Below are 23,720 nucleotides of genomic sequence, written 5' to 3'. Positions count from 1 at the left end.
GTCCTCCGGCTTGACCTTGACCCCAATGTCAACGTTTAGCGTCGGGCCGCTGCCGCCCATTCCCGCCGGAGGAAACACCATGGTCACCGATGTCCACGCCCACGTCACCATCGACACCGCCGCACAGCTGGCGCGCGCGACACGGGCCGAGGTGGATCGCACCGTGCTGCTGTCCACCCGGGTGCATCCCGAACGAGCCCGCACCCTCGACCAGACGCGAGCCGAATTCGCCAGGCTGACAGCCGTTATCGGCGGCGCGGACGCCGCCGAAGCCGAGGTGCGGACGGCCATGGGCGAGGTGCTGCGCGCGCTGGACGCACACCCCGGCGTCACTGTCGGCTTCGCGAGCCTGCCTTCCCTGCTCCCCGTGGAGCGGCTCGGCGCCTGGTTCGAGCCCTATCTGTCCCGGCCCGACATCGTGGGCATCGGTGAGGTCACCCCGCCGCCCGGGCAAGCCGCGCGCATCGAACCGGTCCTGGCCGTGAGCGCCGACCACGGCGGAATACCGGTACTGGTCCACGGCTTCGCGCCCAATACCCTCGACGACCTCCGCGCCTATGCGGCACTGGCCGCCCGCTACCCATCGGTTCCCCTGATAGTCGGCGCGCTGGGCGGATTCCACGCGCTGGAGCTGGTGGAGCTCGCCCTGGCACGACCCAACCTGTACATCGATCTGTCCAGCGCGTTGCAGGTGTTCGCGGTCGCGGCCGCCGCGCGGGAAGTTCCTGATCAGTGCCTGTTCGGATCGAACACGCCCTATGGTGACGTGGTCGCCGCGCGGCACACGGTCGAGGCGGCCATCACGGATGCCGGCGTGCGAACCCTGGTCCTGGAAGGCAACTTTCAACGAATGCTTTCGGCTTGACCTGCGTGGACACGCCAATCTTCAGAAATATCGCTACTTTTCAGCAACGAATCCGAGGGTGCGGACGATAGGTACTTCGAGCGAGCGTGACGACGGGAACTGCCCCCCGTCGTCACGCCCGCTGTCGCCCGGCGCGGTGACCGGTTCCGGACAGCCCCGCGGCCACCCCGGCCGCCCGAGCGAGCGGATCGGGATCGATGAAATCGATTCGCGGAAGATCGAATTCGGCTGGTGACAGCGAAGGACGGCTACGCCGCGCCGTCCTGGCCATGACCCTGGCACTGGTGGCGCCGCTGGTCATCGCCGTAACCGGCGGCGGCACAACAGCATCCGCGTCCCCTTGAAGCCTTGGCCCTCGCCAACACCCGCGCCCTCCAGGTCCGCATCCGCATGGCCTCCCTCGGCGCCGCGAACGTCGACTACTCCTTCCCCGCCTACGGCATCCACGCCTGGGACAACTGGCAGGACGAAGCCAACCGCATGCTTCCCAGCCTCTCCGCCAATATCGGGTAGCCACATCCTCTCGACGAACCGGTGACCCGGCCCACCACGCGGATATGGTGGGCCGGGTTCTGGCCTTGTTCCAGATCTCTTTGGGGATCGTGTCGATGTTGGGATTCGAATCCAACGCGTCGAGCTTCGGGAGCGCTGCCTCCCCCGCCACTCCCCGCGCACCATGGGCGCCGATGTCGTACAAGAAGGTGATCTGGTTGTCGGCGCCGTCGACAGTGAGGTGCCAGCAATCGCGGTAGCGGGGCTTTTGGGCGCGTTTGATGCGTCCGTGTGCGCCAAGAGGCGCATCCCGATGCGAGTGGTGTGTCGATTTGGGACATCTCGATACCGAGTTCTCGGGCCAGGATCGGTGTGTATCCGTCGTTTGGATGTCACCGAAGGAGTTGCAATGTCCATGAAGGCCTTCGTCATGCCGGAGATCGGCCGTGTTGCCGTGGTCGACAAGCCGGTTCCCGTTCCCGGGCCCGATGAGGTCGTCGTGAAGACGACCGCGGCGCTGATCTGTACTTCGGATGTCCATACGGTCAAGGGAGCGTTGCCCGTCGCAGCGGGGGTTACCCTCGGTCACGAGGCGGTCGGAGTGGTCGCGGCGATCGGCTCCGGCGTCACCGGCTTCACCGAAGGTCAACGTGTCGGAGTCAGCGCGATCACGCCGTGCTGGGAATGCCGGTATTGCCAGCAGGGCTACAGCAGCCAGTGCGGCGGTGCGCTGGGTGGTTACAAATACACGGCCCAGGTCGACGGCAATATGGCCGAGTACTTCGTGGTTCCGAAGGCTCGGGCAAATCTCGCTCCGATCCCAGACACGGTCAGTGACGCCGAGGCGGTCTACGCGTGCGACATGTTGTCGACCGGGTTCATGGGTGCTGAGCATGGCCAACTCCGGCTCGGAGACAGCGTGGCGATCTTCGCGCAGGGCGCGGTCGGGCTGAGCGCGACCATCGGCTGCACCCTGCTGGGCGCCGGTCGCATCTTCGCCGTCGAAAGCCGTCCGGAGCGCCAAGAGCTTGCCCGCACCTACGGAGCCACCGACATCATCGATTTCACCTCAGGGGACCCGGTCAAGCAGATCCTTGAACTCACCGACGGGGAAGGCGTCGATGCCGCGATAGAAGCATTCGGCTTCCCCCAGACGTGGGAGTCGTGCCTGCGGGTGACCAAAGCCGGAGGTCGCGTCTCGAATATCGGATACCACGGCGAGAACCCGGATCCGCTCCCGGTTCCATTGGACGCCTTCGGATTGGGTATGGCGGACAAGTCGATCCACTCGGGATTGTGTCCGGGCGGAAATGACCGGATGCAACGGCTCTTCGCCCTGATTGCGACCAGACGATTCGATCCGACCCTGATGACGACCCATACTTTCGGTTTCGGCGAGATCGAGACCGCGTTCGAGATGATGCGAGACAAGACCGACAACATCATCAAGCCGCTGATCGTTTTCTAGACCGACACCTGACTCGCGGGCAGTTGTGGCTTTCCGAGCCGGAGACACTCCTGCCGGATCGAAGCCTAGTTGCCTGCCCCTGAAGAAGTATGTCGAGTAGCTGGGTCGAGTAGCTGGTGTCGGTCTCTGTAATTGCCTGCGGCAGTAGGTGTTTCGCTGCGAGAACGACATCGGTGTCGTTCTCGTGGAGATAGGCCGGTCGATGTTGCGGGTCGCGGATCAGCAGATCTAGTTGTGGGATGTGGTGTTGCGGCCGGAGGCGGTCCGGCTTCCCGATGAGTCGGCGCGCAGCGATGCCTATCTCGACGATGAATGGTTCGTCGAGCCGTGGAATGTTCGATGCTCGATCGGGGCGGCCCCGCTACCAGTTTGGATACGAGACGCTGTGCCAGGAGGCGGCCGATTCGATCACCTGGCGGCAGTTCCGCCGGATCGCGCTTGAAGCGCCGCATCCGACCACGCTGATCAAGCTGGTCGGGCGGGCCGGCCCGCAGGTGTTCGAGCAGCTCAATACCGCGTTGGTGGGCAAACTGACCGAGGACAAGGTGCTGCGGGCCTGCAAGCTGCGCATCCACGCCATGGTGGCGGAAGCCGATATCGACCACCCTACCGCCGCCGACCTGCTCGACCACGGTGTCCGCAAGCTGGGCGGGTTGGTGCGGCGGATCAAGGTTGTGTCGATCGGCCCGGCCAGTGCTCCTACTGTGCCGGGCTCAAGCCGTGATTCCGTACGACCGCAGCTTGCGATACAGACTGCTTCGCGACATACCGAGCCGGGTTGCGGCGGCGGCACGGTTGCCGTCGGTTTCCTGCAGAGCCGCGATGATCTCGTCACGCTCGGCGATCTCGATACGGGTGAGATTCTTGTGCGAGCGAGTCTGGCAGTAACTGGGCAAGTCCTCGGCCTGTATTTCCCCTACCGGGCGGGCCCGCACTGCGTGGGTCAGTGCTTCGCGCAGCTGCGAGACGTTGCGGGGCCAGGTGTAGCGGGTGACCGTCCGCAGGGCATTGGGGGACAGCCGTACCCGTCGGCCCGGGGCGATCTCCGCCAATACCCGGCCGACGATGAGCGTGAGATCATCCGTGCGGCACCGTAGTGGCGGAACCGTGACAGCCACCTCGAAGTGCCCGAGGAGGGCGCGAAACGGCAGGTCGGAATCGAGACTGGAGTCGGATACGGTCGCGGCGAAGGCGACCGGAGACGTCGTGCGGGCCAGTGCGGTGAACAGCCCGTCGAGGCGTTCGACCCCCTCCGTGCTCGCCTGGTCCAGGTTGCGGACGATGCACAGGGTCTGTTCGCCGGCGCTGTCGAGAAAGGCGTCGAGGTCGCCGTCTGCGTCGGACTGCAGCTGGGACGCATCGACAGAAATGCTGCGCCCGCCAGGATGATCAGCGTGGAAGACCTCGGCGACCAGGGTGAACTTCCCGGTCCCGGTCTCACCGAGCACGATCGTCGGCGTCTTCGCCGCGAGCGCACGGTGTAATTCCGAGCAGGCTCTCAACCATGCCGGGGACGAGCCGGCAGCGATCGGCACGTGCGGCCGCCGCAGGTCGCCGACCAGCCCCCGGGTCTCCGCGCCCGCCGTCGCGACCGAGGGCAGCACATGATCGGCGAATCCCGTGCCGCTGCCGAGCGCCGCCGGTGCGCCGGGCTGACCGCTGATGTCCTCGGCGATGACGACGATGCCGGCCGTATCGCAGCCAGAGACGATGCGCGTCCCGCGGAATTGGATCACCCGGCCCGACTGCATGGTGATCGTCTCGCTCACGCGATCGTGGCGCGTCATCACGAAGGTCGCGTGCTCCCGGACAACCAGCTGTTCGGTCGGGTCGAACAGGGCCTGCGCCGTTGCGTTGGCCATGTAGACCGAGTCGGCGAAAGCGAAGACCGCCTGCCGCGGGAAGCGGGCGTCGGCGCGCAGATACGTATCGAACAACGCCTGCTGGGCCTGGTTTCGGTCGGCCAGCAGATTGCGCCCGATGTCCTTGGCCGCCGATTTGACGACCGTATGCACCAACGGACTCCACGACTCGGCCAGGGTGGAGACGTCGAGAATGCCTTCTAGGCGTCCACTCAACGGATCGATGATCGGAGCCCCGGTACAGGCAAAAGGCTGTAGGTGCTCAGCGAAATGTTCCGGTCCGACGACCGACACCGGCTGTCCCGCCTCGAGCACGGTACCGACCCCGTTCGTACCGACCGATCCCTCCGCGTAGTTGAAACCCGGCGCGAATTCGACACGGTCGAGCAGCCGGCCTACGGCCGCCGAAACATCGCGGCGCTGAACCACCCGGGCGTGATTGTCGGTCAGCGCGATAACCAACGGCAGACCCGCGGTGTCATTGCCCAGCTGGTCGAGCACCGGATTGGCGCAGCGGACCAAGCGGGAGCGGGTGTCGATGTCGGCGTTGAAGTCGATGACCGGGCGGGTGATGTTGACGCCGGCCTGCTGGCTGCGCACCCACGACGCGGCCACCACGTCTGGCACGCCCGCGGCGCCCGGCCTGCCGTATTCCAGGAAGTCGGCCCGGGCAGCAGCCACGCGCAGCAATCGGCTCTGTGTCTCCGGCATACGGCCTCCTCGTTGCGGCCGGTGATGATCGATGTCTCCATCATGCCCACAGATCCGCAGACGAGTGCGTGAATTCGACAGCGGGGAGGTGTGCCAAGTTGGGACGCCGCCCGGTCTCGAGACACCGCGATAGTGGATTCCACCGTCGAGGGCGATCGCCAGACGAAGCACCGGCATCGTGCTCGTGTCGCTCAGACGGATCCGCTGCGACCAAGGAGTGGCATGGACACCCTCATCAACATCGACAATGGTGGCACGCTCACCGACATATGTGTCTGGAATGGGACCGGATTCACATTCGTCAAGACGCTCACGACACCACACGACCTGTCAGAGTGCCTGTTCACCGGGATCGAGAAGGCGTCAGAGGCGCTGTACGGCTCGGCGAACACCGAGCGGCTGCTGCACGCGACCCAGCACATCCGGTATTCGACGACCCAGGGAACCAACGCGCTGGTCGAGCGCCGCGGCCCAATGATCGGGATCCTCACGACGCTGCCCGGTCTCACGCAGCAGATGCAGGCGACCGACGCGGAACGGGAGCTCTTCGCGGGGCTCGTCGCCGACCGGTTGCTCACCGTCGATATGACCGCCGACGACGAGACGATCGATTTCGAGGTGGTCCAGCAGGTCAACCGATTGACCACGCTCGGCGCCGCCCGGGTCGTCGTCGCCGGGCGTGACTCCGAGCAGGAACGCCGGCTGCGGGCGGTGCTGCTGCGCAAGTTCCCCCGTCACCTGCTGGGATCGATCCCGCTCATCTACAGCTGGGATCTGGCCGGCGACCGCAACGATGCCCGCCGGGTGTGGTCATGCGTGATCAACTCGTTCCTGCACCCGACGATGGAGCGATTCCTGTACGGCGCGGAGCGTCGTCTGAAGTCCTACCGCGTGGTCAATCCGCTGCTGGTGTACCGCAACGACGGCGGCTCCTCGCGGGTCGCGAAGTCGGTAGCGCTGAAGACCTACTCCTCGGGTCCGCGTGGCGGTCTGGAAGGCACGGCCGCCCTGGCCCGCCAGTACGGCCTCGAGCACACCCTGATGGTTGACATCGGCGGCACGACCACCGACGTCGGCGTCGTGGTCGGCGACCAGGTGGCGGCCGACGAGCGCGGCAGGATCCGCGATGTCGCCATCTCTTATCCGATGAGCAACGTCCATTCCAAGGGCGTGGGCGGATCGTCGGTGATCGCCGTGGCTGACGGTCGGATCACGGTTGGGCCGCAGTCGGTCGGCGCGGCGCCTGGACCGGCCTGCTTCGGTTTCGGTGGCAAGCAGGCGACGATCACCGACGTCAACCTGCTCCTCGGCGTACTCGATCCGGACACCTACCTCAACGGCACCTTCCGGCTCGATCCGGAGCGCTCCCGCGCCGTCATCACCGAAACCATCGCCGCCCCCCTCGGAATCGACCTCGACGAGGCCCTGGTCCGGATGGAACAAGCCTATTTCGAGGCGGTCTCGTCGTCGTTCGCGCACCTGGCGGCCGAGAACACCACCCTGGCCGGCTTCGGCGGTGCCGGCCCGATGAGCGCGACCGGCGCTGCCCGGCCTGCAGGTATCAAGCGTGTGCTCATCCCGCGCACGGCCGCGGTCTTCTCCGCGATGGGAATCTCCTTCTCCGATGTGAGCAAGACCTACGAAGTCGGTGTTCCAGAGCCGACCACCGCGTCCGCCGCGTCAACCTGCGACCAGCTGTTGGCCCGGGCCGAGCGGGACATGTTCCAGGAAGGCTATGCGCTCTCCGAATGCGAGACCACCTGGCAGGTGTGTGTCGAGACGCCGGACGGGGTGTCGCTTTCGCGAGGCTCGTACCACCACGGGGACCCGGTCGACTACCCGGGCACCAACGTCACCCTTCAGCTCACCGTGACCGCCCCGCTGCCGCATCCCGAATTGACCCCGGATCAGGAGGTGGCTGCCCGTCCGGCCACCGCGATAGGAACCCGCGCGGTCCGGTCGGCTGCGGATCGAGTCGACGAGATCCCCGTTTACGACTTGAACGAGCTCACCCCGGGCGACACCGGCACCGGCCCGGCGATCATCGAGGGCCCCTTCTTCACCGCACGGGTCCTGTCCGGCTGGAACTTCCGAGTCACCGCCGCGGGCGACCTCCTGCTCGACGACACCCTCTGACCGACACACCCTGAAAGGAGGACTCCGATGCGAGTCCCCATGACCGAATATCTCGTCATCGATCTCGACACCGAGCGCTGGGTCTGCCGGGTGTGCGGCCAGGACATGGGTAGTGCGCACGGCAACTACAAGGAAGCAACCCTGGTTTACGACCGTGACCCTCGGGAGATCCACCAGCCGATCATCGACCCCGAGCGGTACGAGTACACCTTCTCCCCGGATCCGAACTACTGCCGAATCCTCGAGTACTACTGCCCCGGCTGCGCGACGCAGATCGAAACCGAGTACATCCCGCCCGGGCATCCGCCGACCGTCGACATGCTCATCGACGTCGCAGCTTTGCGCACGCAGTGGGAAGAGCGGGGCGTCGACCCCGAGGAAGCCCACAACTACGGGCCCGGCGAGGACGCCCAGAAGTACACCGCCGCTCTCAAGGCCCACGGCCACATCCGCTGATCCGCACCGCCACGAGAATTTCGGAGCACCCCCATGAAACGCATCTCCGTCGACATCGGCGGCACCTTCACCGACTGCTTCTTCGTCTGGGACGACAAGTACATCGAGGCGAAGGCCCTCACCACCCACCACAACCTCGCTCTCGGCTTCAACGAGGCCCTGGACCTGGCCTGCAAGCGAGCCGGGCTGGACCGGGGCACGGTCCTGACCGAGGTCGACTCGGTCCGCTACGCCACGACTCTCGGCACCAACGCGCTGATCGAGCGCAAGGGGCCCAAGGTCGCCGCGATTGTCACCCATGGATTCGAGGACACCATTCCGCTGTCCCGTGGTCGCGGCTACGGCGAAGGTCTGGACTACTCGATGCAGCAGAATCTGCCCGCTGCCGAGCGGCCCGATCCGATCGTGCCCCGGCACTTGATCCGCTCGGTCAAGGAGCGCATCAACTCGGCCGGCAAGATCATCGCCCAGCTCGATCCCGAGGACGTGCGGACGGTAGTGCGCGAACTGGTCGACGCCGGTGCGGAGGCGATCGTCGTGTCGCTGGTCAACGCGACCGAGAACCCCGTTCACGAGCTCGCCATCCAGGAGATCATCCTCGAGGAGTTCCCCGCCCATGAGCTCGGCGCCATCCCGGTCCTGCTCGGACACCAGGTCTCCGGACGCAAGGGCGAGTATGTGCGGGCGACGTCGACCATCGTCGACGCTTTCCTTCACGAAATCATGTTCCACGCGCTGTCGCAGCTCTCGAACAACCTGCGCGACTCCGGCTACGACAAACCGATGCTGGTCATCCACAACTCCGGCGGCATGGCGCAGATGAACTCCACCGATGCCTTGCAGACCATCCACTCCGGGCCGATCGCCGGTGTCGGCGCGGCCGAGCATCTGTCCAACGAGACTGGGCTCGGACACGTGATCTCCACCGATATGGGCGGAACCTCGTTCGACATCGGCCTGGTCCCCGAGGGCGGCGTGAAGCACTACGACTTCCTGCCCACGATCGATCGATGGTTGGTGTCGGTCCCGATGGTGCATCTCGACACCCTCGGCGCCGGTGGTGGTTCGATCGCCAGCTATGACCGGATCCACAACTCGATCAAGCTCGGTCCGGAGTCCGCGGGGTCCAACCCCGGCCCGGCCTGCTACGACCGCGGTGGTCTGCGACCGACGGTCACCGACGCCGATCTGCTGCTCGGCTACCTGGACCCGGACGATTACGCCAACGGCTACATCAAGCTCAACCCGAAGCGGTCCCGGTTTGCCATCGAGGAAACACTGTGCGACCCGCTCGACATGGATGTGATCGATGTTGCGCGGGCGATCAAGGACGGCGTCGACGAGCAGATGGCGATCGGTATCGGCAAGGAACTGCGGGTGCGCGGCTACTTGCCGGAGGACTTCACGATGCTCGCCTACGGCGGTAACGGCCCGCTGCATGCCTGCGGCATTGCCCGGCACGCCGGCATCACGCGCGTGCTGGCGCCGCCGTTCTCGTCGGTGTTCTCCGCCTGCGGCGCCGGAAACATGAAGCAGCTGCACTTCCATGAGCGGGGCGTGCACATCACCATGTACAACGCGACCACCCGGGCGCTGTACGACAGCTATACGGAGTTCAACGCTGTCGTCGAGGAGCTCGAGGCACGCGGGCGGGAGGACCTGGTCCGGCAGGGCTTCGCGGCCGAAGATGTCCAATTCCGCCTGGAACTGGACATGCGCTACGGCAACCAGCTGCTCACACAGGCTGTGGCACTGGAGAACATCTCCCGGCTCGACAGCGTCGGTGACGTCCTGGCCGTGATCAAGACCTTCGGCGACGTCTACAGCCACCGTTTCGGGGCGTCCAGCGCAGCCCCAGAGGCCGGCATCCGGTGCAACACCGTCCGGGTCGCGGCCTTCGTCAATGGCGATGTCGTGAACTTCGACTCCCTCGACGCGGGCGGCGAGCGAACGGTTCCGACAGAGATCTCCCACCGCGAGGTCGTCTTCATCGGGCACGGCGATCCGATCAGTACGCCGGTCTACGACCAGCGGGCGCTCGTACATCACCACGTGATCCCCGGTCCGGCGATCGTCACCACGGAGAACACCACCTACCTCGTCGAACCCGGCTGGCGGCTGGAGCCGACCCGCCAGGGCGCGGTGTGGTTCCTCCAGGACTGACCACTCACACCTCAACCACACGGAGCTACTGACATGACCAGCATCGAGGACAAGCCGTCGACCACCCTGACCGAGCAGGAGCAGGAGTGGGTCGACAAGTTCATGGACGAGACGACCCTGTTTCTAGGCCCCGACCCGGCCATCATGCGCGACCACACCATCTCCGCGCGGTCCGAGCACGAGGAGCTGGCGATCGCGGCCGGGGTCGACCGCCTGCAGGTCGAGCGCATCCGCAAGCGGATCGCCGGCGCGCTCGACGAGGGCTACGAGATGTGCGAGGCGCAGGGCGCGGCGCCGGGCGCGAAGTGGGGTGACCTCACCACCGCGATCTACACCGCGAACGGGGATGTCTCCTACCTGTCCTGCCACGGCGTCATCGCCTTCAGCGCGATTCTGCATCACCCGATCCGGTACATCATGAAGTACTGGAAGGACGAGCCGACCGTCGGGATTCACGAGGGTGACGGGTTCATCCACAACGACGCCCGGTTCGGCAACATCCACAACACCGACCAGTCGATGATCATGCCGATCATGCGCGACGGCGAGATCATCGCCTGGGTCGCTGCCACCATTCATGAGGGCGAGAACGGCGCCTGTGAGCCGGGCGGGATGCCCTCCGGCTCGGAAACGGCGTTCGACGACGGCCTGCGGATGAGCCCGTTCAAGATCGTCGAACGCGGCCATCTGCGTCGCGACCTGTTGACCTTCCTGCAGCATTCGGTGCGTGACCCGAAACTGCAGCTGGCCGACCTGAAAGTGAAGATCACCGCGGTTGGCAAGATCATGTCTCGGATCGACAAGATCATCGACGAGGTCGGGGTCGACACGTTCGTCGCGGCCCTGCGCACCACGGTCGAGGACGTCGACGTCGAGGTGCGCCGACGGATCGGTGAACTGCCCGACGGCACCTATCGGTTCGACCAGTTCATGGACTCCACCCTCAAGGAGAACATCCTCATCAAGTTCGCCTGCAAGATCACCATCAAGGGTGATCAGATGACCGTCGATCTGCGCGGTACCGGCCCGGAGATCCTCAACCGTGCCATCAACAGTCCGCTGTGCTCGGTGAAGTCGATGTTCATGCAGGCGATCCTGGCGTTCTGGTGGCCGGACCTGCCGCGCTGCACCTCGGCAATGAGCTGCATCGAGATCATCTCCGACGAGGGCACCTGGGCCGATGCCTCCTACGACGCGCCGATGGGCCAATCGCTGCAGGCATCCTTCCGGGGCTTCTCCGCCTTGCAGTCGCTCTACAGCCGGATGTCTTTCTCCACCCCGAAGAAGTACAGCAATGTGGTCGCTCCTTGGTTCAACCAGATCAACACCTTCTTGTGGGGTGGGGTCACCCAGCACGGTGATTTGGTAGGCAACCTCTGCGCGGATCTCAACGGCATGCCCGGCGGTGCGAAGCCGTTCCGTGATGGCGAGGATGCGGTGTCGCCGCTGTTCTGCGCGATGGCCGACACCGCCGAACAGGAGGTCATGGAGGAAGAGGTTCCCTTCATGCAGCTGGTGTCCAAACGGCTGGTCCGCGACAACATGGGCTTCGGGAAGTTCACCGGCGGCATGGGTTACGAGATGATCGTCGCCGCAGAGGGCACCCCGCAGTGGGGCTTCATGACGGTAACCTCGGGTGCGAAGTTCTCGTCCATCTACGGCATGTACGGCGGCTACGGTTGCGGCACCTATCCGCTGGCCATGGTCAAGGGCACCAACGTCTACGAGCACATTCGCCGGGATAACTCCAAGTTCGACCTGTCGATCGAGAAGGTCATGAACGAGCGGCCCTTCGAGGACGGGCGCTACTCGACCTACCACATGGGTCTGCAGTTCGACATCGCCAAGGACGGCGAGTTGTACATGATCAGCCAGGGCGCGGGCGGCGGCTACGGCGATCCGCTCGAGCGGCTGCCCGAATCGGTGGTCAAGGACGCCGAATTGGGCCGGATCACCCAGAAGGTCGCCGAGGAGATCTTCGGCGTGCACTACGACCCGGAGACCTACCGTTTGGATGTCGAGGGTACGCAGGCGGCGCGGGCGGAGGCCCGCAACGCCCGGCTGCGGCGCGGTAAGCCCTACGCCGAGTTCTGCCAGGAGTTCGTCGAGCCCAAGCCCTCCGAGGACCTGTACTACTACGGCTCGTGGGGTTCGGACACCGAGGACATCACCGCGACCGTCTTCACGATCGACGGCCCGAAGCAGGTGAGCGCGCCACTGAAGGATCTGCCGATCGTCATGATCCCGGATCGCCGGGAGGTCAAGATCGCGCAGCTCGAGGCGCGGGTCCGCGAGCTCGAGGACCGGCACGGCGAGGACGTCCGGCGTCTCGCCTGACAACCTGCGCCGCCGACGAGTGCGGCACCCGGTTCTCGTCCCGGGTGCCGCACTCCGCCTCCGCAATTCACCAGCCAGGAGAAAACATGTCTTCATCCCTGCAGTCCCTGGTCGGGGCACCGCCGAGCGGTCGCTCACGACCGCTGCTGGTTGACTGCGACGCCTATGCGACGGCAGTCATCCGTCAGGGCGCACCGATTCCGTGGGCCGACATCAGCGCGCTCACCGGCCATGTCGCCCAGGTCCACGCCCTGCTCGACCCCGACACGCTCTGGGTGGATATCGAGGCGCTGGTCGCCGGGCACCTCACCGACGACCCGAGACTGCTGACCCAGATGGGAGCGCGGTCGCGCACCGGCTACCCGCTGCGCACCATGCTCGGGTCGGAGGCACTGGTGGACCGGATGCTGATCACTGTGCGCACCCTGGCCGACGCCACGCGGCGGCCGGTCGTTCTCGATGTTCCCTCGCCCGCGCGCTGGCTCGGTCGGGTCCATACGCTGGCGGGGAATCCGTTGAGCGAGGTCGACGACGACTCCGCCGACAGCGCATCGATGTACTTCGCCGAGTGGCTCGGGAAGCTGGGGACGCTGCCGATCGCTCTGGTGCTGCTCGACGCCCGGGCGAGCGAGGGCGACACCGCGGTCACCGCCGCGGAAACGGTGTCCAGCTACTCGTCGATCGTCAACGTGGCCGGTCATTTCGGCTGGACCCTTGCGATGCGGACCCAGCACATGGTGGAGGTATCGGCCGACGCCCCGGGCATCGCGCTCGTGTCGGAGCAGTACTGGCTCGGTGAGGCCGAACTCGGTGCGGCCGAACTCGGTGCGGCCGGCGTATTGCTCGCGACCATCCCCGCCACGGCGTCTCCGGAACATGTGCTCGAGCGGCACGCGCGGATCGGGTGAGGAGATCATGGACAAGGTCGTTACCAGTGCTGACCGCGTCGTCGAGGCGGTCGAGCACGGAATGATGATCGCGACGGGCGGATTCGGGATCTGCGGTATACCCGCGGTGCTGCTCGAGGCGCTGGCCCGCCGTGGTAGCCGAGAACTCACCGTGGTCTCCAACAATTGCGGACTCGCGGGCATCGGCAACTCCCTGCTGCTGGAGAACCGTCAGATCCGCCGACTTATCGCGTCCTACGTCGGTGAGAACAAAGAACTCGAGCGGCAGTACCTGCACGGCGAAGTCGCAATCGAACTCACCCCGCAGGGGACCCTCGCGGAGAAGCTGCGCGCCGGCGGCGCGGGCATCGCCGCGTTCTACACCCGGACCGGGGTCGGCACCCAGGTTGCCGAGGGCGGTCTGCCGGTCCGGTACGCCGAGGACGGGGCCGTCGCCGTCGCCTCCGCTGCGAAGCCGACGCAGTCGTTCGCGTGGGATGGAGTCGAGCGGACGTTCGTTCTGGAAGAGGCGCTGCGACCGGACGTCGCCCTGGTGCGAGCGTGGATGGGGGACCGGCACGGCAACCTCGTCTTCCGGAAGTCCGCGCGCAACTTCAACCCGCTGTGCGCCATGGCCGCGCGCTGGACCGTTGCCGAGGTCGAGCATCTGGTCGATCCGGGCGACATCGACCCAGAGCAGGTGCATCTGCCGGGGATCCATGTCGACCAGGTGCTGCCGCTCACCGCCGAGCAGGCCGCCGACAAGGGCATCGAGCGGCGAACGGTCCAGGCACACCCGGCAGCCGAGCCGGCCACGAACGAAGGAGCACGATGATGGCATGGAATCGTGGACAAATGGCCGCCCGGGCCGCGGCCGAACTGCACGACGGTGACTACGTCAACCTGGGCATCGGGCTGCCCACACTGGTTCCCGGGCATGTTCCCGAGGGGGTTCACATCGTCCTCCAGTCCGAAAACGGCATCCTGGGTTTGGGGCCATATCCGGTCGAGGGGCGGGAGGATGCGGACCTCATCAATGCCGGGAAGGAGACCGTGACGACTGTCGTCGGGGCGAGTTTCTTCGACTCGGCGACCAGCTTCGGCATGATCCGCTCGGGAAAGGTCGACGCGGCGATCCTGGGCGCGATGCAGGTCAGCGAACACGGCGACCTGAGCAACTGGGTCGTGCCCGGCAAGCTGGTCAAGGGCATGGGCGGGGCCATGGACCTTGTCCACGGAGCCCGCCGCGTCATCGTCCTCATGGAGCACCTCGCCAAGGACGGAACGCGAAAAATCCTGCGCGCCAATACCCTCCCGCTCACCGGGAAGGCCGTTGTGGACCGCATCATCACCGACCTCGCCGTCATCGACGTGACCGACCAGGGCCTACATCTCGTCGAATGCGCACCCGACGTGCACCCCGACCAGGTTCAAGCCTCAACAGACGCACCACTGCTGGGGATGTGACTGCGGTGTACTGCGATGCCGTCAGCTTGGATCAAACAACAGCCCCGAAACCGACGGTCCAGGTGTACTTGGCGGCTGCCAGTTGCCCCGGCTGCCAACGCCTGCACTCTCCTCGGACGACAGCTGGACGGCCGACGCCACCCCCTGGAACTGGCACTCCCACTCGGCCACCTACCAACTACTCGATCGCCGAGCCGAGGGGCGGCACAGCACCGCCTTTCCGAATCACAGTCCCAAAATGAGACATCAGCTGCTCTCTGAGAGCGATTAGCCTCGAGGTACCTCTCGAGGGATGAGGGCGCACAACGTCATCGCCACCCCGTCAACGGTGCCTGCGGTGGCCCACAACGGAGTGGACCCGCGAGGTCGGCAAGGTCACGGACGGCCGACCGATCACCATGCCACACGGGCTGAAGCTGCTGGACATCAATCGAGTTCTGCGCGAGCAGTGCCTAGTCACCGGCCCCGGCGCAGCTTGCCCAATCACCAGGACCCCCATGCCTATCTCGCCTCGACCTAGAACCCATCGCGCACGTCACAAGCTTCGAAGCTGGACCTCGCAGCTGTCCACCAGCAAACAGACACTGCCCGGCTCGTTCTTCATCGCGTGGCGACCCGCAACGCGATACTGGGCTGATCGTCCATAGAGACTTGCCCTCACTTCCCGTACGCGAACCAGAGACCGGGAACTGTTATGGAAGAAAAAGCAGATCACCACGGGTGTGAGCCCCCGATCGGGTCCGCACGTGTCATCGAGCAGCGAAGACGAGAGGTCCTCAACTATTTTGGATCCTGCCCGAACTGCGGCTACTCGGCGCACGCCTTCCTGATCGCGACATACTATGCAAACGGAAGGATCTGTGTAACTACCGAGGGCTCATGCGGCCTCCCCTGCGGATGGTTAGGCCCCATTGAGGTTACTACGATGACTACCGGCAACTGACCGTTCCGCCCTACTACATCCGAAGCAGCCGACCACCTTTTTTGCGAAACGGTTAGCCGCCATACTCGCAGCTATATCGAGGAGAGGAAGCTCAACCCTCGCAGGCCGTCTTCCCAGCGATCGCAGGCTGAGAACTCCAACACGACAGCATGGCGGCGTCATAGCCATGCTCGGATTCAGCACCAGCCCGAAGGCGTTCGAGGCAGATCCTTACACAGACGCAGGCCAAATTCTTCGACGTCTGGTCCGCATCTGCGACCGGAACCCATAGGGACCCAGCATGGGTCGCCTCACGACCACCATAAATAGCGGAAATGCCCTTTGAGCTGATCTCATCGGAATCACTGGTGGGGTTGTGCCCACATGACGTCCTTCCGCCAGGTTCGGGTCATGTCCGAATATCGGCACGATATCTCCATCGCCTTGTGCCCCAAACCTACCGGGATCTGGTAATAGTCCGGACATAGGCGCCACTCCCGCCGAAGTTGGAATTCCCCTTTTTGCCGTCATATCGCTGGCCCCGGATGAAGGATGCCTTTCGGATCAAAGGCGTGCTCGATCTGTCGCATCACTTCGAGTTCCATCGAGCCGACCCTCGGTTCGCGATACCGGTGCTTGAGTTCACCCGCTCCGTGCTCTCCGGTTATCGACCCGCCCAGTGCCGGGCATCGGTTCACCATGTCATCGGAGGCGTTGTAGGCCCTGGCGGTTGCGTCCGGATTCTGCGCGTCGTCTCCCCGTACGCTACTCGCCGCCGTGCCGAGCAAAGGCGCACCGCGAGCCCCGAATCCCCGCGCACCGCCGCCTGCGCTGGTTACCAGGGCGGGCCGACCTAGCGCCGACGGGTGCGCAGCCTTGCTGCGCGACGCACGGCGCGCCTACAGAAGACCCTGAACCGACTGGATGCGGCGGGGTGCACACGAGCTGCGCTCGTTATGGACCGAGGAACAGTTGTTCGCAGGGCAGCCGCGGCAGGGGCCGACGGTCATCGGCGGTGCCGCCCATCAGTTCGAATGCACACCACCGCCGTGCCTGCCAATCCTGGATCAGGTTGTGCACGGCAGCCACGGCGGCTGTGTAATCGAAGACCACACCTGCCAGCCAAACCCGCAGATGCATATCACCTTCTGATGGCAACCACCCTTCGGCGGTAGCGAACATTCTTGCCTCCTCAGGCAGTCGCAGGCCGGTTCCTTCGGCCGCGACCGTGCATCGAGAAGTCAGGACGACGGATCGCGTAGTACTGTCGCGTAATTGGCCACCGCCAGACCGCCCATGTTGTGCACGAGACCGAGTTGCGGCCCGTCGAGTTGCATCTCGCCGGCGCGGCCGGCGAGCTGGAGTGCTACGACGACGTGTTGCGATACCCCGGTGGCCCCGACCGGGTGTCCCTTGGCCTTGAGCCCGCCCGACACGTTGATCGGGAGCCTGCCGTCGCGGTGAACCCAGCCTTCCTCGATCGCGCGCCGGCCCGCACCACGCGGGGTGAGGCCGAGCATCTCGTAGACGAGAAGTTCTGCAATGGTGAAGCAGTCGTGCACTTCTGCGAAGTCGAGGTCGTCGAGGGACGCGCCGGCCATCCCGAGTGCCTGCTCGACGGCGAACCGGCCCGCAGCGAACTCCAGGATGTCCCGTCGGGTGCTGTCGAGATGATCGTTGGCATGCCCGATTCCGGCGACGACGGCGAGTGGGTTGAAAGGGTCCCGGCGCAGGACCAGGGCCGCCGCGCCATCGCTGACGGGCGAACAGTCGGTGCGCCGAAGTGGCGGGGCAACAATCGGGTTGGCGTCGGACACCGTCGCGCAGAACTCGATACCGAAGTCCTTGCGCAGCTGTGCCCACGGATTCGAGCACCCGTTGCGATGGTTCTTCGCGGCGATTGCGGCGAGCACGTCACCGAGCCAGTCGGCAGCGCCGTACCGCTCGATGTACGCCAGTGCGACCTGTCCGAAGAGCCCGGCGAAGCCGCCTGGGAGGTCGGTCCCGGCGTGCTGCTGGTCGGCCCCGAGCAGGGCTCTCCCCACCTCGGCGCCGCTCGCGTGGGTCATCTTCTCCACGCCCACGACGAGCACGGTGTCGGCCAGTCCGGACAGGATGGCCCGAATACCTTGGTGTACGGCGGCCGAGCCAGAGGCACAAGCGTTCTCGACCCGGGTCATCGGCCGTCCCCACAGCCCTTCGGCCCCGCCGATCGGAAGGGACGACGGGAAGGCGAACGACGTCAGCCCACTGTTGAATTGCGCGACGAAGACCTCGTCGACCTCGTGCGGCTCGACCCCGGCGTCGGTCAGTGCGTCGACTGTGACCCGCTCGACGAGGCTGGCCACCGTCTCGGTGGGCAGTTTGCCAAACGAGGTATGCGCCACACCGACGATGCCGACGCGGTGGGCGAGGGGTGAAAACGTGGTCACGGTGTCTCCTGATGTTCTGGAGTGAGTCGGAAGCGGCGGATCTTGCCGACCGAGGTCCGCGGCAGCGCGTCGACGACGGTCCACGTCCGGGGGCGGGCAGACGGGCTGAGGTGTGTGGCTGCCCAGTCTTCGAGCAACTGCGTGGCCGGTGGCTGCCGCGGGTCACTGGGGACGACATAGGCGACAGGGACATGGTCACGCATCTCATCGGGGACGGCGACGACCGCGGCCTCGAGCACCCCGGGGGCCTCGGCGAGCGCCGCCTCGACCTCGGTGAGCGATACGTTCTCCCCGGCTACCTTGATGACGTCGTCGATGCGGCCCACGAATGCGAGCTGACCGTCGGCGCAGCGGCGGGCGAGATCCCCTGTGCTGAACCACACCTGCCCGGCCTCGGGCACGGTGAGGTCCAGATCCGGAAAGGCGCGGGCGTTCGCGAAAGGGTTGTCGAGGTAGCCCAGGAACAGGTCGACCCCACGGCGCCCGGCCAGCGTCAGTACTCCCGGTTCGCCGTCCTGGACGGGCTCGGCGGTGACCGGGTCGAGCAGGACGACGTGCCGTCCAGCGATAACGCTGCCGATCCGGCTCGGGTCGGGTTCGCCGGGCGGGTTGGCGGTGACCACGGGCAGCGTCTCGGTCATCCCGTAGATCTGCCGGGGCGCGACACCGCACAGGTCCGTCATCGCCGCCCACTGTCCGGGGGCGAGGTTCTGTGCGAACCACACGTGCTTCATCGCGAGCGTGGGCGCGTCGTCGCGCCGGCGAGCCAGGATCATGCGGATCGGTGCCGCGAACAGGCTCGCGTGCGTGGCACCACACTCGGCGACCTCGTGCGGCCATCGGCTCGCGGTGAACCGGGCGGTCAGGGCCACCGACGCGCCGACTGCGATAGCCGAGGCGAAACAGTAATACTGTGCGTTCGCATGGAACAGTGGCAGGCACACGTACCAGCGGTCGTCCCTGGTCAGGCCCGCCAGATCTGCCATGACCGTGGCGACGTGCCGGTAATTGTGCTGGGTGAGCTCCACACCCTTCGGCTCCGAGGTCGTCCCGGAGGTGAACATGACCGCGATGCGGGCCTGCGGTCGCGGCGAGGCCGACTCGAGACCGGCGCGCGCGGTGGCCAGCAAAGGAGATCCGGGTTCGAGATCGGCGGATGTTTCCGTGAGCCCGATGATGGGCACGGTGTGGCCGCCGACGCCCTGGCACACCACGTCCTGCCGCTCGGCGGCGCATACCGCCAGCACAGGGCGGGTGGTCGCCAGTTGCCGGGACACGTCCCGGGCCGATGACGCCGGATCCACCGGAACCATCCAGGCCCCCAGCCGGCTCACCGCCAGCCAGACAGCGACGAATGCCGGACAATTGCGCAGCGTCACGTGAACCGCATCACCAGCACCCACGCCGTATGCGGACAACCGCGCCGCCACCCCGTCGACCGCGGCGTCGAATCCGCCGTAGGTCCAGGTCGAAATCTCGCCGTCGGTGGATCGGAACAACAGGAACGTCCGGTCCCGATGGTCGTGGACGCTTCGGTCCCACAACTCGGCGAAAGTCTGCGGTTCTGCCATGCGTCGACGATAGGTACGCGAGACCGGGTTCGAACGTCCCAATGTGGGACATTCCTGCCGCCTGGGCGGTGTCGCGACGGAATGGGTGGGCACCGGGGATGGCGACGGTGCACTATTACCGGTATTCGCCCCTGGCTCTCAGGCCATGATGCTGTACGACCGTAGCTTGCGGCACAGGCTGCTGCGCGACTCCCGCTGTTTCAGACCATCACCGCGGCGCTGCGATCGGGACCATCGTCGGTGGCGTCGGGGGCGCAGCCGTTGGCTGGATCCTCGGCGGAATCGCGGGCGCCACAGTCGCTGCCGCGCCGATAGTCGGTTCGTTCGGGCCACAAGCGGCAATCGTGCGGTCCGCACCCGGGGGGATCGGCCCGAGGCCATGGTGACCGGCGCGGTGCCGGCGAACGCGCGTAGTCCGTCCGGGGTGGCGAAACGTGCTGGGTCGTCGCCGATTTCGGCGAGAACCCGAGCGGCCAGGATCGGTCCTGATGGAACCGATCGACCGCCTCCTGCTCGCGTCCACCTCGCCGGAACTCCACCTCGGCACCGGCATACACGTCGGAATCCAGTGCAACACAGCTGAACCCGCGCTTCGTCTCGCTACCCCTCGCCCGCCAAGCTATGTGCCGCCACGGTGGCGGGCCGGAGCAGCGAATGTTTCACAGATATGGCCAATCGGTGGTCGGCATCATTGAGATTTGGCCATGTTCAATGAGACCCCACATGAGGCCTTAACCGCGGGCCATATCGACGAACCGGCTCAAATGCAGCTGGTGTGCCACCGTAATTGTCGCGGTTGGGCCATTTCGGTGTTTTCCGAGAATCAAATCGGCTTCGCCGCCGCGTGGATCATCTCGTTCGAAGGCATCGGGCCTATGTAACAAAATGACCATATCGGCATCTTGTTCCAAACTTCCCGATTCTCGCAAATCGGACACCATGGGCCGCTTGTCGGTTCGCTGCTCCGGACCACGGTTCAACTGCGAAATAGCAATAACCGGAACCTCCAGCTCCTTCGCCATCAGTTTGAGGCTTCGGGAGAATTCGGAGACTTCCTGCTGGCGGGATTCGACCTTCTTGCCGGAGCTCATCAGCTGGAGGTAGTCGACGACGATGAGGCGCAGGTCGTGGCGCTGCTTGAGGCGGCGGGCCTTGGCGCGGATCTCCATCATGGTGAGGTTGGGCGAATCGTCCACGAAGAGCGGGGCTTCGCTGATTTCGCTCATGCGGCGGGCGAGTTTCGTCCAGTCGTCGTCGCTCATGCGACCCGAACGCATGTCGCCCAGTTTGATTTTCGCTTCCGCGGATAGGAGGCGCATGACGATCTCGGTGCGGCTCATTTCCAGCGAGAAGATGACGCTGGCCATGCCGTGCTTGATGGAGCAGCTGCGCATGAAATCCATACCCAGCGTGGAATTGTGGGTTGGGATCATGGAGTGGCCGGCCAGGTAGAGGTGGTCGGAATTCGCGACCTCGACGCAGCGGACCGGGACCGACGGGATCGGCCGGACGTCGACAATGTAGCGAGAGCCGGAACGTGATGTGTTGGTAGCACCGCGTCGCAACTTGTGCAGCAGCTCTTTTCGGCTCAGCCCGAAGACCTCGTCCGCTGTGGCGAATGTCAGGGTGTACGCGATCGACGATGCCTCGGTGCGGCCGCGGACTCGTTTGGTCGACATCCGGCAGCGGTACCCGAGACTCACGATCAGCTCTCGGGTGTCGCGGGCCAGCTGCGGATTGGTTACCGAGAACTGGACAGAACCGCCGCGGGTGACTGTGCCATCGGTATCGAGCAGGCCGGCGAGTAGGGCCCGTCGTTGTGTCTCGGAAGCGCGGAGGTAATCGACGGGTATGTGCTTGCCGCCGAGGACACCGAGGGTGCGGAGGCGAGCCTGCACGCTGCCGATCGCGTGTCGGCAGGACTGGCACATACGCAGTCCGATGGACGGCCCACCACACTGTGGGCAGGTCGGGGTGGGTACCGGACCGGAGACGAAACGAGCCCTGCCGCCGCAGGATTGGCCGCAGGTGCGCACTTCGCTGGTGGCGGGAATGAACTCCGCACCACAGACGATGCAATCGCGCGGCTCGATCGGTGCTTCCCCGGGCAGCCGCAGGCTGTAGCGCAGGGGCGCGGAATCCGAGTGTGTCGCAAGGATTCCCTCGTTCTCGATCCGATGAATGATCTCGGGATCGGCTGTGGTCAGCTGCGCACATGCCGAACTGCCGTCGCCGAGCCAAGCGCCCAGCGTGTATGGGGGCACGAGCAACTCGCGCTCGGGCAGCTGCAGCGCCTGTGCGTTCACCACGGAGTGGTTGAGACGCCGGTCAGCGGTCGCGCAGCGCACGGTGGCCGCGATCTCGCCGGTCGTGCGGATCTCGGCGAAGGTCTTCTGATTCCGATACCGGTGGTAGCCGGTCGCGGCTTGCTGCGCGGACCGGCGAGCGGAACGGGTCTCGGTGAGCCACTGATGCTGCTCGTCCGCGATTATCACCGCGCCGTCGGAGAATTCGACCTCGTAGCAGGGCCGGCCCGTCAAGACCTCGGTGGCGGCTACGACCCGGGTGGGCCGACCTTGGGCGTCGAGCAACTCGTCTCCGACTCCGACCTCGCCCATGGTCGTCCAGCCGTCCGGCGTGGGCAGCGGAGTGTCGAGAGCGAGCGCCTTACCGACACCGGGCCGGGCCGCGACGATGACCATCTGGCCCGGGTGGAGGCCGTTGGTGATTTCGTCGAGTTCGGTGAAACCGGTTGGGACACCTAGGGAAATGCCGCCTCGGGACGCGATGGAGTCGAGTTCGTCCATCGTGGGCTGGAGGATGTCGGTGAGGGGGGCGAAGTCCTCGCTGGAGCGGCGTTCGGTGACGTCGTAGAGCTCGGCCTGGGCGCGGTCCACGACCTCGGCCACGTCCTGGCCGTCGGCGCCCGCGTAGCCGTACTGGACGATGCGGGTGCCGGCCTCGACCAGACGGCGCAGCACCGACTTCTCGGCGACGATCTCGGCGTAGTAGCCGGCGTTGGCGGCCGTGGGCACCGTTTGGGTCAGGGTGACGAGATACGGTGCGCCACCGATGCGTTTGAGCTCGCCCTTGCGATCCAGGGTGGCCGCCACCGTCACGGGGTCGGCGGGTTCGCCACGGCCGTAGAGGTCGAGGATGGCGTCGTAGACGGCCTGGTGCGCGGGACGGTAGAAGTCGCCGGGACGGATGACCTCCACGACATCGGCGATGGCGTCCTTGGAAAGCAGCATGCCGCCCAGGACCGACTGCTCGGCGGCCATGTCGTGGGGCGGCTGACGGCCGAAATCCTCGCCGGGGGCGTCGGGATAGTCGGAGGGTCCGTGATCGTCGTGGCCGCGATCGTCGATGACTGCCATCGGTTCCGACCGTCCTCTCTCCTCGCGCCCGGAACGAGTCCATGACCGTTGTACGCCTGCGCACCGACATGTTCGGCCCGCCACGCGCGTCCGCCACGCCGAGTTGTGCAGGCGCGGTGGCAAACCCGTGGTGGTGGGCGCTGGATACACGGAGTCGTGTCGTCCCGGGCTGTGGTCACGACATCGAATGCGAACCTAGGCGACCGGACGGTGACCCGCCAAACCGAGCTGTGCACACACCTGTGGACAACGTGGGTATTGTTCACCAACTGTTGTGCACCCCCTGTGGAGAACTTGGGGACAACAGTCGATGCGATCAATCAATGCGCTGGTAGTGACCGAATTCGCATTGAGCGTAATTGTGGATCAATTCGGTGCGGCGTGTCGCTGTCCGATAACGTCCGGGCGTGTTGGGTGAACGGATGGTCTCATGATTGTGACCTGCCGCACAACGAGAATGGTTGGTTTGCTGAGCAATCCACAAGCCGGGCGAACATCCTGAATTCTGCAGGGCGACACCTCGCCCCGACGCACACGACACGCATTCAGCCAATATCTGGCAAACAATGAAAAC

General features: G+C 65.6%; 18 protein-coding genes and 2 pseudogenes. 12 read left to right on the top strand and 8 right to left on the bottom strand.

What is annotated here, in order from left to right; genetic code table 11:
* Window positions 1-79: 79 nt before the first annotated feature.
* The 5 genes and pseudogenes from ON33_RS30035 to ON33_RS44525 all read left to right on the top strand — a co-directional run.
* Window positions 80-865: an amidohydrolase family protein gene (locus ON33_RS30035; protein WP_040862468.1), complete on the top strand. Its 786-nt coding sequence runs from the start codon at window positions 80-82 to the stop codon at window positions 863-865.
* Between the two features lie 197 nt (window positions 866-1,062).
* Window positions 1,063-1,209, top strand: coding sequence for a hypothetical protein (locus tag ON33_RS41765; protein ID WP_157184785.1), 147 nt, complete (start codon window positions 1,063-1,065; stop codon window positions 1,207-1,209).
* Window positions 1,210-1,213: 4 nt separating this feature from the next.
* Window positions 1,214-1,378, top strand: a complete 165-nt coding sequence (locus ON33_RS41760; RefSeq protein ID WP_306307529.1) for a hypothetical protein — start codon at window positions 1,214-1,216, stop codon at window positions 1,376-1,378.
* 388 nt (window positions 1,379-1,766) lie between these two features.
* On the top strand, window positions 1,767-2,825 hold the full coding sequence (locus ON33_RS30025) for an NAD(P)-dependent alcohol dehydrogenase (RefSeq protein WP_245550836.1): 1,059 nt from the start codon (window positions 1,767-1,769) through the stop codon (window positions 2,823-2,825).
* 232 nt (window positions 2,826-3,057) lie between these two features.
* Window positions 3,058-3,496: pseudogene (locus ON33_RS44525) on the top strand (ISNCY family transposase); the annotation flags it as partial.
* A 42-nt stretch (window positions 3,497-3,538) separates the two neighbouring features.
* Here the strand turns inward: ON33_RS44525 and ON33_RS30020 are convergent.
* Window positions 3,539-5,398: a sigma-54-dependent Fis family transcriptional regulator gene (locus ON33_RS30020; protein WP_040862466.1), complete on the bottom strand. Its 1,860-nt coding sequence runs from the start codon at window positions 5,396-5,398 to the stop codon at window positions 3,539-3,541.
* 222 nt (window positions 5,399-5,620) lie between these two features.
* Here ON33_RS30020 and ON33_RS30015 point away from each other — a divergent pair, with 222 nt between their 5' ends.
* The 7 genes from ON33_RS30015 (at window position 5,621) to ON33_RS29985 (ending at window position 14,844) form a co-directional block, all read left to right on the top strand.
* Window positions 5,621-7,534, top strand: a complete 1,914-nt coding sequence (locus ON33_RS30015) for a hydantoinase/oxoprolinase family protein (RefSeq protein ID WP_040862465.1) — start codon at window positions 5,621-5,623, stop codon at window positions 7,532-7,534.
* 27 nt (window positions 7,535-7,561) lie between these two features.
* Window positions 7,562-7,990: an acetone carboxylase subunit gamma gene (locus tag ON33_RS30010; RefSeq protein ID WP_040862464.1), complete on the top strand. Its 429-nt coding sequence runs from the start codon at window positions 7,562-7,564 to the stop codon at window positions 7,988-7,990.
* A 33-nt stretch (window positions 7,991-8,023) separates the two neighbouring features.
* Window positions 8,024-10,153, top strand: coding sequence for a hydantoinase/oxoprolinase family protein (locus ON33_RS30005; RefSeq protein WP_040862463.1), 2,130 nt, complete (start codon window positions 8,024-8,026; stop codon window positions 10,151-10,153).
* A 33-nt stretch (window positions 10,154-10,186) separates the two neighbouring features.
* The gene (locus ON33_RS30000) at window positions 10,187-12,490 is read left to right on the top strand and encodes a hydantoinase B/oxoprolinase family protein (RefSeq protein WP_040862462.1); all 2,304 of its coding nucleotides are present in this window, start codon (window positions 10,187-10,189) and stop codon (window positions 12,488-12,490) included.
* Between the two features lie 86 nt (window positions 12,491-12,576).
* Window positions 12,577-13,398: a hypothetical protein gene (locus ON33_RS29995; RefSeq protein WP_040862461.1), complete on the top strand. Its 822-nt coding sequence runs from the start codon at window positions 12,577-12,579 to the stop codon at window positions 13,396-13,398.
* Window positions 13,399-13,405: 7 nt separating this feature from the next.
* Window positions 13,406-14,212, top strand: a complete 807-nt coding sequence (locus tag ON33_RS29990) for a CoA transferase subunit A (protein ID WP_040862633.1) — start codon at window positions 13,406-13,408, stop codon at window positions 14,210-14,212.
* Window positions 14,212-14,844: a 3-oxoacid CoA-transferase subunit B gene (locus ON33_RS29985; RefSeq protein WP_040862460.1), complete on the top strand. Its 633-nt coding sequence runs from the start codon at window positions 14,212-14,214 to the stop codon at window positions 14,842-14,844. Before ON33_RS29990 ends, ON33_RS29985 begins: the two co-directional genes overlap by 1 nt.
* Window positions 14,845-16,293: 1,449 nt before the next feature.
* Here ON33_RS29985 and ON33_RS43625 read toward each other — a convergent pair.
* The 7 genes and pseudogenes from ON33_RS43625 to dnaB form a co-directional block, all read right to left on the bottom strand.
* The gene (locus ON33_RS43625) at window positions 16,294-16,554 is read right to left on the bottom strand and encodes an FAD-linked oxidase C-terminal domain-containing protein (protein ID WP_281033249.1); all 261 of its coding nucleotides are present in this window, start codon (window positions 16,552-16,554) and stop codon (window positions 16,294-16,296) included.
* A 166-nt stretch (window positions 16,555-16,720) separates the two neighbouring features.
* Window positions 16,721-16,948, bottom strand: coding sequence for a hypothetical protein (locus tag ON33_RS29980; RefSeq protein ID WP_157184784.1), 228 nt, complete (start codon window positions 16,946-16,948; stop codon window positions 16,721-16,723).
* 59 nt (window positions 16,949-17,007) lie between these two features.
* On the bottom strand, window positions 17,008-18,198 hold the full coding sequence (locus ON33_RS29975) for a thiolase domain-containing protein (protein WP_040862458.1): 1,191 nt from the start codon (window positions 18,196-18,198) through the stop codon (window positions 17,008-17,010).
* Window positions 18,195-19,769, bottom strand: coding sequence for a class I adenylate-forming enzyme family protein (locus ON33_RS29970; RefSeq protein WP_040862457.1), 1,575 nt, complete (start codon window positions 19,767-19,769; stop codon window positions 18,195-18,197). The genes ON33_RS29975 and ON33_RS29970 overlap by 4 nt, the downstream gene beginning before the upstream one ends.
* A 200-nt stretch (window positions 19,770-19,969) precedes the next feature.
* Complete coding sequence (locus ON33_RS44110) at window positions 19,970-20,104, bottom strand: hypothetical protein (protein ID WP_281033248.1); 135 nt, start codon at window positions 20,102-20,104, stop codon at window positions 19,970-19,972.
* 27 nt (window positions 20,105-20,131) lie between these two features.
* Window positions 20,132-20,255: pseudogene (locus ON33_RS44695) on the bottom strand (transposase); the annotation flags it as partial.
* 245 nt (window positions 20,256-20,500) lie between these two features.
* Window positions 20,501-23,146, bottom strand: coding sequence for a replicative DNA helicase (gene dnaB, locus ON33_RS29965; protein ID WP_040862456.1), 2,646 nt, complete (start codon window positions 23,144-23,146; stop codon window positions 20,501-20,503).
* Between the last annotated feature and the right edge of the window lie 574 nt (window positions 23,147-23,720).

The sequence above is a fragment of the Nocardia niigatensis NBRC 100131 genome, from assembly GCF_000308655.1.
Lineage (GTDB): Bacteria > Actinomycetota > Actinomycetes > Mycobacteriales > Mycobacteriaceae > Nocardia > Nocardia niigatensis.
The sequence above is the reverse complement of the archived record's forward strand: the minus strand, read 5'-3'. Positions and strand labels throughout refer to the sequence as shown.